At 33.1% G+C, this 17,122-nt stretch carries 12 protein-coding genes; all 12 read left to right on the top strand.

What is annotated here, in order from left to right; all coding sequences use genetic code 11:
• The first annotated feature begins 123 nt into the window (after positions 1-123).
• The 12 genes from BD809_RS00060 to BD809_RS00005 all read left to right on the top strand — a co-directional run bounded on the left by BD809_RS00060 (position 124) and on the right by BD809_RS00005 (position 16,502).
• Entirely contained in the window at positions 124-1,224 is a 1,101-nt protein-coding gene (locus BD809_RS00060; RefSeq protein ID WP_148780912.1) for an MraY family glycosyltransferase, read from the top strand.
• Positions 1,225-2,535 (top strand): UDP-glucose dehydrogenase family protein, encoded by a 1,311-nt coding sequence (locus tag BD809_RS00055; RefSeq protein ID WP_148780911.1) that lies wholly within the window; start codon positions 1,225-1,227, stop codon positions 2,533-2,535. It begins immediately after the preceding gene.
• Positions 2,532-3,503, top strand: a complete 972-nt coding sequence (locus BD809_RS00050) for a UDP-glucuronic acid decarboxylase family protein (protein ID WP_148780910.1) — start codon at positions 2,532-2,534, stop codon at positions 3,501-3,503. The genes BD809_RS00055 and BD809_RS00050 overlap by 4 nt, the downstream gene beginning before the upstream one ends.
• A gap of 21 nt (positions 3,504-3,524) precedes the next feature.
• Complete coding sequence (locus tag BD809_RS00045; protein WP_148780909.1) at positions 3,525-4,802, top strand: O-antigen ligase family protein; 1,278 nt, start codon at positions 3,525-3,527, stop codon at positions 4,800-4,802.
• Between the two features lie 295 nt (positions 4,803-5,097).
• Positions 5,098-6,096: a hypothetical protein gene (locus BD809_RS00040; RefSeq protein WP_148780908.1), complete on the top strand. Its 999-nt coding sequence runs from the start codon at positions 5,098-5,100 to the stop codon at positions 6,094-6,096.
• Positions 6,097-6,279: 183 nt separating this feature from the next.
• On the top strand, positions 6,280-7,020 hold the full coding sequence (locus BD809_RS00035; RefSeq protein ID WP_148780907.1) for a hypothetical protein: 741 nt from the start codon (positions 6,280-6,282) through the stop codon (positions 7,018-7,020).
• Positions 7,021-7,107: 87 nt separating this feature from the next.
• Positions 7,108-7,383, top strand: coding sequence for a hypothetical protein (locus tag BD809_RS00030; protein ID WP_148780906.1), 276 nt, complete (start codon positions 7,108-7,110; stop codon positions 7,381-7,383).
• Between the two features lie 38 nt (positions 7,384-7,421).
• Positions 7,422-7,883 carry a tail fiber protein gene (locus BD809_RS00025; protein WP_246131380.1) on the top strand — a complete coding sequence of 154 codons (462 nt, stop codon included), beginning with the start codon at positions 7,422-7,424 and terminating at the stop codon, positions 7,881-7,883.
• Positions 7,876-8,337, top strand: a complete 462-nt coding sequence (locus tag BD809_RS00020; RefSeq protein ID WP_211356675.1) for a T9SS type A sorting domain-containing protein — start codon at positions 7,876-7,878, stop codon at positions 8,335-8,337. Before BD809_RS00025 ends, BD809_RS00020 begins: the two co-directional genes overlap by 8 nt.
• 10 nt (positions 8,338-8,347) lie before the next feature.
• On the top strand, positions 8,348-14,935 hold the full coding sequence (locus BD809_RS00015) for an RHS repeat-associated core domain-containing protein (protein ID WP_148780903.1): 6,588 nt from the start codon (positions 8,348-8,350) through the stop codon (positions 14,933-14,935).
• Positions 14,936-15,484, top strand: coding sequence for a hypothetical protein (locus BD809_RS00010; RefSeq protein ID WP_148780902.1), 549 nt, complete (start codon positions 14,936-14,938; stop codon positions 15,482-15,484). It begins immediately after the preceding gene.
• A 322-nt stretch (positions 15,485-15,806) separates the two neighbouring features.
• The gene (locus BD809_RS00005) at positions 15,807-16,502 is read left to right on the top strand and encodes a tail fiber protein (protein ID WP_148780901.1); all 696 of its coding nucleotides are present in this window, start codon (positions 15,807-15,809) and stop codon (positions 16,500-16,502) included.
• The last annotated feature ends 620 nt before the right edge of the window (positions 16,503-17,122 follow it).

Below are 17,122 nucleotides of genomic sequence, written 5' to 3'. Positions count from 1 at the left end.
TTCGTAATATTTTCACCTCCTTACTTAAAGTTTGATTAGATTTGCCAAATAAATCCTTAAGTTTTGCAATTATATTATCCATTTCTTTTTTTTATAGGAGCTTATGTCCTAACGTTTTTAACAATGCCCAAAATAATAGGCCTTGTTGAATACAAGAAATTAATGGATAGTCCCAATAAAAGGAGCTCTCATTTAAAAGTAACGCCTACTTTGGGAGGTGTCTCCTTCTTTTACTCCTTAATTTTTACACTGTTTTTTTTAAAAAGCTGGGGGAGTTTGGATGAGGCAATGGCATATATCCCTGGCCTTACTATTCTTTTTATTATAGGTTTAAAAGATGATTTAGTTGTACTCTCACCGTATACAAAACTTATAGCACAGCTTGTTGCAATAACATTTATTTTAAGCAACGACAGTTTTAGAATTTATTCACTAAATGGTTTTTTCGGTATTCACGAAATACCATTTTATATACATTATATAGTTGCAGGATTTATGATGTTAACCATTATTAACGCCTACAATCTTATTGACGGGATCGATGGGCTTGCCGCAATAGTTGGGGTCGTAATTTTAATTATATACGCTGCAATATTTTATATAACTAAAGAATATTTTTATGTCCTACTTTGTCTTAGTTTAAACGGGAGTCTCATCGCTTTTCTTAGTTATAATCTATCTTCAACGAAAAAAATTTTTATGGGAGATACAGGGTCTCTAATTGTAGGTTTTATTATAAGTTCTTTGACCTTAAAATTTTTGGCGCTATCTCCTGAATCTTATGATAGCCTACCTTTTTTATTAGAAAATGTCCCTTTAATAGCTATAGGAATATTAATTGTTCCTTTATTTGATACAGCCAGAGTGTTTACAATTCGACTTGCCAATAAAAGAAGTCCTTTTTCTCCAGATAGAAACCATACACATCACATCCTTATTGATTATTTTAAAATATCACATCAACAAGCTAGCTTCATTATTGGAGGTTTTAATTTAGTTTTTGTCATCTTATTTGTACTCCTAGGTAGCTCGTCGTACAATTTGTACTTGGTAATCACATTAATCACCGTTGTTATTGTATTAGGATATCTTTTTTACAGATTTGATTATAGTTTTTCTAATATTCGTAGAAAATTGTTTTTTAGAAGAAAAATAGACGACTTAAAAAACGAAGTTAAAAAAGGAAAGAATAAAATGATTAAAAACAGGAAAGGCAAAAAATAAATGAAAATAGCAGTAATAGGAACCGGTTATGTGGGTTTAGTTACCGGCACATGTTTGGCTGAAACCGGAAATGATATTATTTGTGTTGATATCAATGAGGAGAAAGTACAAAAAATGCGAAATGGTATCGTTCCTATTTATGAACCTCATCTAGATGTTTTATTTGAAAGAAACATTAAAGCTGGAAGATTATCTTTTAGCACCAGTTTGAAGGAGGGTGTAGAGCATGCGGAGATAGTGTTTCTAGCCTTGCCAACACCCGAAGACGAAAATGGATCAGCCGATCTTTCCTATGTGTTAGACGTCGCTGATAAAATTGGACATCTCATAAGAGAATATAAGGTTGTAGTTGATAAAAGCACGGTGCCTGTAGGTACCGCAGAAAAAGTTAGAGGAGTCATCGCAAAAAATGCTAATTGCGAATTTGACGTGGTTTCTAATCCGGAATTTTTAAGAGAAGGGTTTGCTGTTGATGATTTCTTAAAACCAGAGAGAATCGTAGTAGGCTCAAGTTCAGAAAGAGCAACCGAATTAATGAATCGATTATATAAACCCTTTGTAAGATCTGGTAACCCAATATTGATCATGGATGAAAAATCTGCCGAACTTACCAAGTATGCGGCAAATTCATTTTTGGCTGCCAAAATTACCTTCATGAACGAGATTGCAAACTATTGTGAATTGGTGGGAGCAGATGTAGATAAGGTTCGAATAGGCATGGGTACAGATTCCCGGATCGGTAAACGTTTCCTGTTCCCTGGGATAGGATATGGCGGCTCTTGTTTTCCCAAAGATGTTAAAGCATTACATCGATCAGGCAAGGAGGTAGGTTATGACTTCCGGATCTTAAATTCAGTCATACAAGTGAATCACGATCAAAAAGTTTCCTTGCTTCCTAAGATCAATAAGTACTTTGGCAATACCCTTCGTGGAAAAACTTTTGCAGTTTGGGGCTTGGCTTTCAAACCGGAAACTGACGATATTAGGGAGGCTCCTGCATTGGACATCATAGACAATTTGCTGAAACAGCAAGTTACGATTAAAGCTTTTGATCCCGAGGCCATGGTAAATGTGGCTAAAAAGTATGGGGATAAAATACATTTTGCCAAAACAATGTATGAGGCATTGGAAAACGCAGATGGACTCATTATCTGTACTGAATGGAGTATCTTTAGAACACCTGATTTTAAAAAAATAAAGAAACTGTTAGCGAATCCTGTTATCTTTGACGGTCGTAACCTGTATGATCTTAGTGATGTTCAAAAAGAAAATATCCATTATATTTCAATAGGAAGAAAAGCCATTACATGAAACGCGTACTTATAACAGGAGCAGCAGGATTTTTAGGATCGCATTTGTGTGATCGATTTACAAAGGATGGGTGTTATGTGATTGCTATGGACAACCTTATTACTGGGGACTTAAAAAACATAGAACATCTTTTTAAATTAGAAAACTTCGAGTTTCATCATCATGATGTGACAAAGTTTGTTCATGTTGCGGGAGATTTGGACTATATTTTGCATTTTGCTTCCCCGGCAAGTCCTATCGATTATCTCAAAATCCCTATTCAGACATTAAAAGTTGGTTCTCTAGGAACACACAATCTTCTAGGACTTGCCAAAGACAAGAATGCAAGAATTCTTATAGCATCTACTAGTGAAGTATATGGGGATCCACTAGTGCATCCTCAAAATGAAGATTATTTTGGGAATGTAAATACGATTGGTCCTAGAGGAGTGTATGATGAGGCAAAACGTTTTCAGGAATCCATTACAATGGCCTATCATACCTATCATGGGGTAGATACACGTATCGTTAGAATTTTTAACACCTATGGTCCAAGAATGCGATTAAATGATGGTCGCGTTGTACCCGCTTTTATCGGACAAGCATTACGTGGTGAAGATTTGACAATATTCGGTGATGGTTTACAAACACGTTCTTTTTGCTATGTAGATGATTTGGTTGAGGGAATTGTTAGATTATTACATAGCGACTATGTCTATCCGGTAAATATTGGGAACCCTGACGAAATTACAATTAAGGAGTTTGCTGAAGAAATAATACAGCTTACGAATGCAAATCAGAAAGTTGTCTATCGACCCTTACCAACAAATGATCCGTTGCAACGACAACCGGATATCACAAAGGCGAAAGAACTACTTGATTGGGAGCCGAAGGTTAAACGAGCTGAAGGTATGCAAACCACTTTAGAGTTTTTCAAAAAATTTTCAAGAGAAGAGTTATCTATAAGTGAACATCGTAATTTTAATTAATAATGTTTTTACCCGAACACCGTGCGTTTAAATTTTGCTCAAATCAAAAAAAGCATTTCTGAAGTATTTTATGACATTGAAAACAACGATTGGATTTTAATTAATTTTTGGAATAGCTTATATCTTGCGTTTTTTTTATTACCTCTTGGTATTAATTTACCCACACCCTTTTTTGTGATTGCTATTATTTTAGGAATTACTCAGGTGATAAAAGCAAAAAAAAATTACTTATTACAACATAAGGCGGTTCTACTCTTTCCAGTTTATTTTTCCATTTTAGCATTAAGTCTAACGTACACAGAAAATTTTAATGATGGTCTTGAGATTATACAGAGATCACTCTCCTTATTGTTTTTTCCTGTGATTTTTCTATTTGTGAAAGAAGATGCTTTAAAAGTTAGAAAACTTTTTAAATTTTTATTAATTGGGATAATCACTTCTTTGTTTTATAATTTTTGTGTTAGTTCATTAGAAATCTTTGAGTTTATTATTGAACAAAATTATTCTTGGACGAAGTCTTTTGTTTTACACAACCTGCGCGAAATAATGCATTACTTCGGTGGTTTAAATTTTGGTACATTAATTGACAGCAATTATATTTCATTGTACATACTTTTGATACTTAGCTATTTTTCTGATAAAAAAATAGTTAAGACATATCATTTTTTAATAGTTTTTTTCTTATTTGCTTATCTTTATTTACTAGCGTCTAGAACTGCATTTCTTATAGTAATCGTTTTATCTATATTTTCAATTTCCACGATTAAAGATCAAAACAAAAGATTTTTATTGATAGTGATTTTTATGTTAGGATGTATCGTTTTTGCAATGAATGCAAAAATGTTTCCCGAATTTTCAAATAATAATATCCCGTCAACAATTAAAACTTCTCTACACTCAAGGCTGCTCACATGGAAAGCAAGTTTCAATGCAATTCAAGAAGAACCTTTCATTGGATACGGACTAGGTGATGCTAAACCTGCATTGCTAAGGAAATATCAGGAATTAGGTTATCAACAAAACTATTTGAAAGCGTATAATGCACACAACCAATTTTTAGAAACATGGCTCCAAACAGGGATAATAGGTTTAAGTGTTTTACTTTCTATTTTTGTTTTATTAGCGTATAAACTTAGAAGAAACAAGAATGAAATGATGGTGCTCTTGATTCTTTTTATATCACTATTTTTTGAATCAATGCTCGTAAGGTTTAATGGCATAGTGCTCTTTTCGATTATAATTCCACTTCTTATGAAGGAACGTAGTATTTTGAGTGCTAAAATCATTAGAAATTATTAGCAAAAGTTGAGTTTCAATTTGGTCGGCTGATCATTTTAAGAATAAATAGTAAAAATTTGTTTTTATTAACATAATCTTTACATTTGTAAAGAACTCTTTAAGATTTGAACTTTTAAAACCAATATAACTCTCAACCATTAAAAAACCGAATTTTTTCATTTTCACCAATATTTGAATAGTTGTCAAACACATAATTCATCTGAATTTGTATTGATAACCGATTAATCTTTGGACTTTACAATATGATTCATTCAATATTCTGGTCAAATGCAATTTGTTCAAATATTCTGGGGTAATGATTCATCCTATTAAGATACTAATTTTGAATGAAGTCAGCCAAATAAAATTAGATATGAAAAAAATACTTTTATCAATAATATTATTGGGATTTACTATAGTAATAAATGCACAATGGAATCCTGATGGTAATAATGCTACTGTTGGAGCGGTAATAATTAAAAACCCTGGTAATACTGCCGCAAATTCTGTTTTGTCTTGGTATAACGATACTGCACGGATTAGAATTGGGGGGTCAGGTAAGGGTGCAGAGAATGGTTTTTTGATTCAAGGAGTTGGTGAAAAAAAATTATTTGAAGTAAATGATGGTTTTGCCAGAGTATTTAATCCAAGTAATAGTGATGCGAATTTTGCATTATCATGGTGGAATAATTATGCTCGATTAAGAATTGGAGGGTCAGGAAATGGTGTAGAAAATGGATTTCTGATTCAAGGAGTTGGTGAAAAAAAACTATTTGAAGTAAATGATGGTTTTGCTAAAATATTTAATCCACGTAATCGAGCAGCAAATTTCACAATGTCTTGGTTTAATAATGTAGCTAGACTTAGAATTGGAGGGTCAGGGGAAGGAGCTGCGAATGGTTTTGAAATTCACTCAGTAGGAGAAAAAAAATTAATGAAGTTAACCCATAATGGAAACCTCGCAATTTACGGAAAAATAGAATCAAATGAAGTAAAAGTGAGTTTGACTCCGACAGCAGATTTTGTGTTTGAAAATGATTACAACTTACCTACTCTTGATTTTATTGAAAACTATATTAAAGAGAAAAAACATTTGCCAGAAATAGCGGCTGCAAAAGAGATGAAAAAGAATGGTGTTAACATTGGTGAATTTCAAATCCAATTGCTTCAAAAAATAGAAGAATTAACGCTTTATACCATTAATCAGGAGAAAAAAATTAATGAACAGGCTAACGAAATTAAAGAACTAAAATCTCTAAATGATGAATTTATTGAATTACAATCAAGAATCGAAAAGTTAGAATCTAAAAAATAAAAAACTTAAAACAATTTATATATCGTATATGCTTCCTTCAAGAACGCAACATATAACAGTGGTTAATATTAAAATTTTATATCAGTATTGGAGTTAGCAGAGTGATATTAAAAATGACTGACTTTTATTTTTATACCCCACCAGTTCCGTAAATTCAAACATTTAAATAAAAAGCCGAAAAATATGAAAGTATACATTTTTATATCCTTATTAGTAGTAACCATCAGAATGTATAGTCAAGATTGTAATTGCAATTCATTTGCAAACGATGTAATAATGGGAACGAATGTGGGAGAAGGAAAATTAACAACTAATTCTGCGGATAATGAATTATTTAATTTTTTTCATCCTAGATGGAGAGGAGGTTGGAAATGGACTACTAACAGTTCTCAAGGTACCACAAATATAATGCAGCTAAAAAGCCTGTATGATAAAGGTACAAGTATAGATTTATCACTAGGTAGCGGGACCGGTTCGATATCATTAACTTCAAATATTGTTGATAATGGAGTTTTTGATTTTTATATTCCAAGATGGAGAGGAGGTTGGAAATGGACAACAGCTTCAAGCAATGGAAAGGTTACAGCTATGCAGTTACACAACAAAAATAATGGAGGTGATATTGAGCTGAGACTAGATGGAAATTTGATAACAAAAGAAGTTGAGGTTAAATTAAATGTATGGGCTGATTACGTGTTTAATACTTCGTATAATTTGCTCCCATTGAAAAAAGTAGAGGAATACATAAATTCTAATGGACATCTTCCAAATATTCCTTCTGAAGAAGATGTGTTGAAAAATGGAATTTTATTAGGAGAAATGAATACTAAACTTTTAGAGAAAATTGAAGAGCTTACATTATACCTTATTGACCAACAAAAACAAATAGATGATCTAAAAAAAGAAATAAAAACATCAAAATAAGCAAATAATAGATTCAGTGGATAGTTTATCTTTCAAAAGCTACATGAATTCTTGTTGAATTTTTCGCTCACAATTAAATTTTTGACTATGAAGAAAAATTACTTTCTAGTAATCTTATTGATGTGCGGATTGCGTACATTTTCTCAGTGGACAGATTATGGAACAAAGATAGCTACTTCCGATAGTGTAGGGATAGGGATTAGTACATCATTATCCAAATTACATGTTGCCGTAGATGAAGATGCTCTTACTTGGCCAGTTATTATAAATAATAATAGAAACAGTTCGATTGTTACAAAATATGGAGTAGGTATAGAACTTAAACATTCTTGGAATCATGAAAACTGGAAGTGGGGGGTATAGCTTCAATTCAGGAAGGTGCATATGCAAATCACTCTTCATTGGCATTATATGCTAACGAAACAGAATATCTACGGATCAGGGCTAATGGAAATGTCGGAATCGGCACGACTACCCCAGATTCAAGACTTACAGTTAAAGGAAAAATACATGCAGAAGAAGTTAAAGTTGATCTTAATGTTTCTGCACCAGATTATGTTTTCAAAGAAGGATATCAGCTTTTAACGCTTGAAGAAATTGAACATTACATTCAAGAGAATGGTCACTTGCCTAACATAGCAACTGCTCAAACTATGGAAAGTGAAGGAGTGGAACTTGGAGGTATGAATATGAAATTACTTGAGAAAATCGAAGAATTGACACTTTATTCCATTTCCCAGGAGAAAAAAATAAAGAAACAACAAGATATAATACATAAGCAAAGGACTTATTTTGAAAAGAGGTTACAGATTCTTGAAGGAACAATTAAAAACTTACTAAAGGCACATAAAAATGATGATTAGAATATTAATAATAACGTTTTTTTCAATCTCAACGATAGGTTTTTCACAGTCAAAATTAATTTTCACATACGATAGTGCAGGTAATCAAGTTAAAAAGGTGTACTGTAAGACTGGGAACTGTGAAGTTTTATTAAAAAGTGCGAATGCAAAGAGTGTTATTGAGAAAGTACAAAGCGAAAAAGAAATTATTGAATACAAAGAGTTTAATAATAGTATATCCATATTCCCTAATCCCACTAAAGGACTTTTGAATTTAAGATGGGATAGTCAATATAATGACTTGATTTCAGAAATAGTAGTTATTGATACTGCCTCAAAAGTTTATTCCTTGAATTTCGTTTCTGACGATTCGATGATTAAACTTGACTTATCTTATTGGCCAAATGGATTATACTTGGTAAAATTTCTTTTCAATGACGGAAATTTGATAACTAAAAAAATTATTAAAAAATAATCTGTTTAGTATGAAACTACAAAAACATTCTCTAGTACTATTGCTTTTTTTGTTGTCTGTAAACACTTATGCGCAGCAAACAAGAGACGATGTATTAAAAAACTCCTCTGATCTTATAAATATTCCATTTGAGAATATCAAAACTTCTCAATCTTCTCCAGTTGTATTTTCAGAAAAATCGAGTACAGCATCCACAGTATCTTTTAATAATATAACGTCAGGAAGCGAAGTGGGGGCTACTGTAGCAGATTTATCTGTTACATCGAGTGGTGGAGCCAACTATACAGTGCCAATTGTAGTTCCACCAGGAATTAAAAATATGGCTCCCAACATTTCTTTAACCTTTAACAGTCAGTCTAGTAATGGCATTGCAGGTTGGGGTTGGAATATTTCTGGGTTATCTACTATTACCAGAATTCCTTCAACCACATATCATGATGGAATTATTGATCCGGTAGATTTTGATAGTACTGATAGATACGCTTTGAATGGCCAACGCTTAATGCTCAAATCAGGTAGTTACGGAGCGTCAAATTCTGAATATCAAACAGAGAGTTACTCAAATATAGTTGTTAAGGCTCACGGGGTATCTCCTTATGGGACCAATTATGGGCCTTCTTATTTTATTGTATATTATCCTAATGGTTCTCGTGCTTGGTTTGGTAATGCCGGCGGATCTAGAAGTAGGCTGGAGTGGGCGATATATAAATTACAAGATGCTCAAGGAAATTATATACAATTTTCTTATACGGAAAGTGATGGAATACTGCAAATTAATGAGATATTGTATGGATCAAATATTGGAACATCTGCACCGCCTAATTCGATACGTTTCACTTATAAAAATAGAGTTCTCCCAGAAAAGTCTTATGTCGGAGGTCATTTATTTAAAAGGTCAAAAATTTTAGAAAAAATTCTCGTTTTTAGCTCAAACTTGCTATATCGTAAATATCAAATAACGCATGAAACGCTGCATCTTGGCTATGAAAAAATTTCGCAAATTCAAGAATTTAATAGGGAGAATAAACCTTTTACACCTGTTTTGTTTGATTATGGATCAAATGCACCTTTTCTGGAAGAATTAACACCGGTCAATAGCCAACCTACGTCTATAGCTCCTGGAGCGAGATCGGATCTACACGGCAGCTTATCTGGAGATTTTGATGCGGATGGAAAAATGGATTTTATTACCTATAAAAGGGACAAACTTGGAGAGATCAACTTATTTTGGAGATTTTTTAATAGCTATAATGGAAGTAGCCCTACTAATCTTGGTCGTACTTATCAGTTAGGAAAGTTTGACGCAATTTTATCTAGTACGTTTATGGCTGAAGACGTTCAGAATAATAAATATAAAGTAATGCCAGGTCAAGCTTTTACTCTAGTCTCTGAAAATTATGCCGAAAACAATTCGACCTCAGACGTTCACTTTAAATCCTATCAAATAGGGGGAGCAGCTGGGTTGTATGGCTATGATAAAGTTTGGAAAGCACCAACGTATGTGTATAACAACGGTGCTTCAAACACCTATAACGCAGTTTTAGATATAAATGGATCTACAGTAAATAAATATGAGGACCAGATTATTGCAAATCATTCAATATATAATAATGCTAATGTAACGTATGGTGTTTCAGAACAGTTGACGTTGAAGCCTGGATTTACTGTTACTCAAGGCAGTAAGTTTCATGGTAAAATGGATCATCGAGATCGTCGTAAGATTCCAAAAGAATATGTTACAGGTGATTTCAACGGAGATGGAATCGTAGATGTTTTAGCGATTCAAAAGAGTTATGAAATTGGTCAAGAATGTCACCCCGTTCGTGACCCACACGACCAATATCCAGAAGTAGAATGTAGTTCAATAGAAATCAGTGATCCAAAGGTTTATTTCGTCGATTTAAATCGTGCTAAAACCACAGATTTCGCCAATCTTGCAGGTACTCTTCAAGACGCGTTAACTTCTACACACCCTCTATTGTCAGGCGATTTTGATGGGGATGGCAAATCAGAGTTATTTCATTTTAGAGAAGGAGGGGTTAAAATTTATTCCTTGAATAAATCAAACAATTTAGTTTTGATTGAAAACTTATCCGATATTAAAATTAGTGCAAATACACCTAAACTCTTCGGTGATTATAATGGAGACGGAAAAATAGATTTTGCAACGCCTACAAGTAAAAATGACTATATTTGGCGCTTTTTTACATCTACAGGTACAGGTTTTAATATTAGTGACATTAATACCAGCATGACTTATAAAGAAGGTTATGGAACTTCTGACACTGGAATTGTGGAAGAAGGAATTGCAGCGCCTTTTGTGGAATACCATTATATCGCTCAAGATTTTAATGCGGACGGTAAAACAGATTTAATCAAACATAAGGTGGTTACGCCTTATGCTGCCACTGATCGTTCTTTTGATAGAATATCTTATTACTTTAATCAAGTTGGTGGTAATAGTGCAAATGCTCCCTTTTCTGAGAGAACTTATGAGAAAAGAAATCAAGGCAATCAAAAATATGGTATTCCTGTTTTTTTAGACGCAAACACCTCCAGTAGTAATTTAGAATACGGTTACATAGGAGTCAATAGCTTTTTTGCGTATCAATTCAATAGGGACGTTCAAAAAGAGACACAGTTAAATAGTATTTCTAACAATGGTTTTGTTCATGAAATAGCATACGGTTCTATTGGTGGAGAGGATTATGATAATATTTACACCTCAAGTTATCAGGATGGATTTCCATATGTAAACATTAATTTATCTCCTAATCTTAAATTGGTCAGTAAGATTATAGAGAAGGGTTCTGGTATAGAAAGAAGCCAACGGTATTCATATGGAGGTGCCACTTCACATGTAGAGGGGCTAGGTTTTTTGGGATTTAGGACGCTTAAAAAAACGAATTGGGATGGTAGTGGGGTTACTACCATATGGAATATATCAAAACAAAATCCGCAGTTGCGAGGTGCAACAGTTTTAGATTGGTCTTCCACGAGTCCTTATTCTCATGGTGATCCGAGTAATTATATATCCAAGTCAACATATGATTATACGTATTCACTTTCAGGTAACAAAGTTTTCAGTATCTCAGCGAAACGTATAATAATAGATGATGCAATTCATGGGATTACATCTACAAAAAATATTACTTATGACCAATATAACAATCCCTTATCGGTCAACACAACCTCCTCAGGTGGTTCTAATACTGAGAATTATACCTATTATAATAATACAGCCTCGTATGACTCAAATTATCATGTTGGACGGATAAAAAATCAAATATCAAGTAATACACAGTACGGTCATACATTTACTACAGAGACCGAATTCGTTTACGACAGCAACTTAGTTAGTACTATTAAGAAAAAAGGAAATAATACCGATTGGTTAACCGAATCAATGCAGTATGACAATTTTGGGAATATTATTACTAAGTCTATAAACGCTCAAGGTATCGTGCCAAGGATTACACGCTTTAAGTATGACCCAAGCGGTAGATTTATAGAAAATGTTACTGATATCGAAGGTTTAGTAAGTACTTATGATTTTAATCCAAATACGGGGAATTTAAAAACCTATACAAATCCCTACGGTCAGAAAACTTCTTTTATTTATGATGGATGGAATAGAGTAACTAGCCAAACAAACTATTTGAACAAGACGACTCATACCAGTTATAAAAATGAATCAGGATCTCTATTTATGTCTGTTTTGACAGATTATCCGGAAGGGCAAGATAAGCGTACATTTATTAATCGTTTTGGTTGGCCGGTTAAAAGCAGTGTACTGAGTTTAAATAACAAATGGATTTCTAAAAGTATTGAACATGATATATTGGGAAGGATTAAAAAAGAAAGTCAGCCCTACTTCTCTGCACCTTCACAATGGGATATTACAAGTTATGACCAGTACGGCAGACCTGTTAGTTTTCAAATGCATACGGGTAAAACGGTGTCTACTACATACAGTGGCTTAACGAGTACAGCTACTGATGGCGTCAAAACTGTAACTTCTACAAAAGATGCCTGGGGCAATATTGCCGAAGTTACTGATTCCGGTGGTACTGTATCATATAACTACTATGCAAATGGAATTATGAAATCAGCGGACTATGGCGGGAATAAAGTTGAAGTCGAAATTGACGGTTGGGGTAGAAAAACCCGATTAACCGATCCCTCTGCAGGAACATATACCTATGCTTATAATGCTATAGGTGAATTGATTGAAGAGACTACTCCAAAAGGATTAACTTCTTATAAGTACGATAACTACGGGAAACTTATACAGAAAAAAATAGAAGGAGAAAATACGGCCTTGCAGTTGGATCTGACTTATAATGCGGCAAGTAAAATGATCGAAAGTATAACTGGGCGGGATAATTTTTATAATAAATCCTTTCAATATACATACGCGTATGATGCTAATTATCGACCCTCAGATATTACTGAAATCACGGATATAGCAAGATTTGAAAAAAGTTATACGTATGATGCATATGATAGAGTTAGTCAAGAGAAAATTACTACTACAAGTACAGGTCAAAACAGTATTATAACAACCAAAAATAGCTATGATACAGCAGGAATTAGAAATGAAATTCTTGATGTGACAACAGGTAAAAGTTTATGGAAGGTTAATGATGAAAACCATAGAGGTCAAGCACTTACTATTACGTTAGGAAATGGTGTTGTGAAAAGTCGAGAATATGATGCGTATGGATTTATGAGAACAATGGTAGACACACATACGGATACACAAGGAATAGTCATGCAAATGTCGTATATTTTCAACGGTGCCAGAGGAACATTGACTTCAAGAAATAATCTTAGCTTTAATTGGCAAGAAAATTTTGATTATGACAATTTGGATCGTTTGACAGCAATCAGTGGTGCTGTTGTAAAAACCCAGAGCTACGATACTAAAGGTCGAATAGTCAATAACTCTACGGTTGGAGATTATACATATCAAACTAATAATAAATATCAATTAAAAGAAATTGGTCTCAACACAGTTGGAGATCAATACTACGAACAACACGCGCCACAAGAGATTACATACAACGCTTTTAAGAAACCTGTTGAGATTCGTGAAGCTAACAATGGTAGAGTAAGCTTTGAGTACGGTCCTTTAGAGAATCGTAGTCATGCATGGTATGGTGGGTTAGACGAGGACAAGCTGTTACGTCGATATCATAAACAATACTCTTCAATAACTCCAGTAGAGGTTATACATGATAAACAGGACAACACGTATAAAATTATAACCTATTTAGACGGTGATGCGTACACAGCACCAATTGCTCATATTAAGAAAAATGGTGTAGCACCCGTTAACGATTTTTATTATCTACATAGAGATTATCTGGGAAGTATATTAGCGATAAGTGATGCTAATGGAGAGGCTATAGAAAAAAGACAGTTTGGTGCTTGGGGTACAGTTGATAAGTTTTGGTCTACTACTGGCAGTACCGAATTTAATTATGATGCCTTATTGGATAGAGGATATACAGGTCATGAACATTTTTTTAGTGTAAGCTTAATACATATGAACGGTCGTATGTACGATCCACAGCTTGGGAGGTTTTTATCACCGGATAATTATATTCAAAATCCTTATAACACACAGAATTTTAATCGTTACGGCTATGTGCTCAATAATCCACTTATATATAATGATCCAACTGGTGAAATGACAAACTCATCCTGTGTATGTGAAACAACCGAAACACCTGGTTTGACTAACGTAGAACAAGTAGGATATGGTAGTTTAATTATGACCATTGCAAATAATTGGGACGAGTGGCGCATAGGAGATTGGCTGGGTACTAATATTGAAAGTGTGGCTGAAGATATCGCCACACCATTTAGAGAAGCTGGAAGAGCGATTAGAAGATTTTTTGGTGAAGAAAAAAGCTCTGGACCAAGGACTATTAAGTTATCCACGAATCAAATTAGTATTGATGCATCGACTCTCTCTGGCTCTGGTGTATCTCCGATATTAATAAGTAATTCAAGTTCAGGAACTAGTGTTAGTGTCTTAGGAATTGCGAATTATGTTGGTGGCCTTAAAGATAGTTTTAAAAGCGGTTTTAATAACCGAGTAATTGATATTGTCGATTTTGTGCAGAATGATCTGTTTCGATCGGATTATTATAAAAAATCGTTGTATACTGGATTCAATAATTTATTGCAAAGGAAAACGCTTCTTTCTCCTAGTGATGAGTATCTAAATGAAATTTACGACAACATCTCAAACATGTCCGCAAACGACTTTGCTTATGCCGCAGGTTATTCAACACCCGATCTCGCTTTAACTTATGGTGGTGGGTACGCATTGTCTTCTTTGAGATTTACAAATGGTTTGAAGATAGGTTTTTCGGGAAAAACTATTTTTCAAAGTAAAATTCTAGGTTACAGAAGTCATTTGTTTGGGAGATATCATTCACAGTGGCTACCGGATGGTAGAAGAGGATTCTTTAATCGCGGGCCTTTTAGAACTGGATGGGGGAATAATAAAGGCAAACATGTGTTTAGAACTTCTATTGGAAATCCTCCAAATAACAAACATATAGATTGGTTTTATAACGAATAAATGGAAAATTTTAAATTTTTTAAAGAAAACATAGAGTATCTTAACGAGAAGATCAACGAGTTTGAAGGTTTTGACACTGAAATATCAAAATTTGTTTTAGAATTATGTTCTGAAATCCCATCAGTCAAAATTGACTTCAATAAGTCTTACATAAAAGTTAAAGATCATAATATAAATGGAGGTTTTTTTTTCAAATTAATTTCTAATCATAATAATCTTAAAATAGAAATAAGTTTATTTAGAAATTATATTGAAATGATGATTGATGATAACTGCTATATCGTTTATGATTCATTTCTCGTGAAAAATAAAAATAAAATCAAAGAAAAAATTAGCGATTTTTTTCACCAAACTATAGAAAAGCAAACTTTGTACTATGGAACTGATATTAAAAAAGTTTCCTTCTTTTATCGAAGTGAAAATGATCGACTAATTTTTATACATAAAACAGAAAATCTGAAATATTTCTTTAAAAGAGCAAGCGATGTCCAAATAGCACATTTTTCGAATTGGATCGATTGCAATTTTATTGGACTACCTCCCGCTTAATCATTAATCAATTTTTTAACTTAGAGTTTTTAAAAGTTAAAAAACTAACACTAAAAATTGTTTAAAGAGGATGGAAACAGGTGATATCTAATGATATAATGAGCCTGTCAAGGTTCAAAAAAAGTGATTGATAGATTATTAGGTGTTCTGAGGTCTAAAACGAATCCTCATTTAATCCTAGTAAAAGTGAGATTAAATAAGGGCGTTTAAATTGTGAAGATTTAGAATCAAAAGCAGAAACTTTACATTACTAGATTATATTTCTAGTATTAAACTTTAATTACCTTTTATTATTAGAAGATAGTATTTAAAATATTTAAAAATGATTAGAATAAAACTAATTATAATATTGTTAGGAGTCACTTTGGGAACTAGTGCACAGATAACAGAGTTGGCAAATGGAAATGTTGGTATAGGTACAACAAACCCGTTAAATAAACTTCACGTTAAAGGAGATGGCAGTTCCAAACAGATTCTCAATATCCATAATCCATCAAATGTAAATGGTGCAACAATACGGTTATCTGATTCCCAATGGAACTCGGTAATTAAAACTACTCCTAATAGTGGTGGTGTCTCCGAGAACTTAGACTTTATTGTTGGGTCAAAGCATGGTATGAGAATTAACGAAAGAGGGGATGTAGGGATTGGGACGTTAGCTCCAGATGCCAAACTAACAATAAATGGTAATATTCATGCAAAAGAGATCAAGGTTGATCTAAACGTACCCGCTCCAGACTATGTTTTCAAAGAAGACTATAAATTAAAAAGCTTACCAGAGGTTGAAAGCTTTATAAAAGCAAATGGTCACCTTCCTGAAATTGCATCTGCCAAGGAGTTTGAACAAAATGGAATTTTGCTGGGACAATTGGATATGATGCTTTTAAAGAAGATAGAGGAATTAACACTTTATACTATTCAACAACAAAAAGATATTAAGCAGCAAAATTCGAAAATAGAACACCAGCAAAAGGAAATAGAAAAATTACAATTGCTGTTGAGACAGTTGTCGAAGTAAAAAAATAATTAAATATTAACCATCTTCTCAACTTCTTAATAAGTAGTATTTCTAACAAGATTAAAACATTAACGAGTTTTAATCTGTAAAGTAACAGAAATTAGCAGCAAAAATTGAGTATTAATTTTGTTGTATTTTGATACTAGCTCTGATTTGATTATATAATACACCTAGTTCCATGTCTGGAGACTGTGCATAAGGTTCAATTAGAGACAAAGCCTTCTTTACATACTTATTAGAATCGTTATGGTAATCATATAACGTGAGGATTATCCAATAAGATCTGTATATCCCGAATTATAGGCTGTAAAATTATAAAAAAACTGAGTAAACTTATCTTAGTTCTTTCTTGTATTTTTTAAAGATGTTAGTGTAGGCTTCCCCTAATTAGAACTGCTTATTTTTCTAAAACTTTTATAAAGTTATTATTTTTAATTCTTGTTTGGCTAGCCAAACAAGAATTAATTTCGGCATATTTTACTGGAGAGATTTTACCAAGTGCATCATGAGGCCTGTGATTATTAGTGTAGGCTTCCCCTAATTAGAACTGCTTATTTTTCTAAAACTTTTATAAAGTTATTATTTTTAATTCTTGTTTGGCTAGCCAAACAAGAATTAAT

The sequence above is a fragment of the Aquimarina intermedia genome (genome assembly GCF_008124785.1).
GTDB classification, from domain to species: domain Bacteria; phylum Bacteroidota; class Bacteroidia; order Flavobacteriales; family Flavobacteriaceae; genus Aquimarina; species Aquimarina intermedia.
This window is presented reverse-complemented; position numbering and strand designations above follow the sequence as displayed.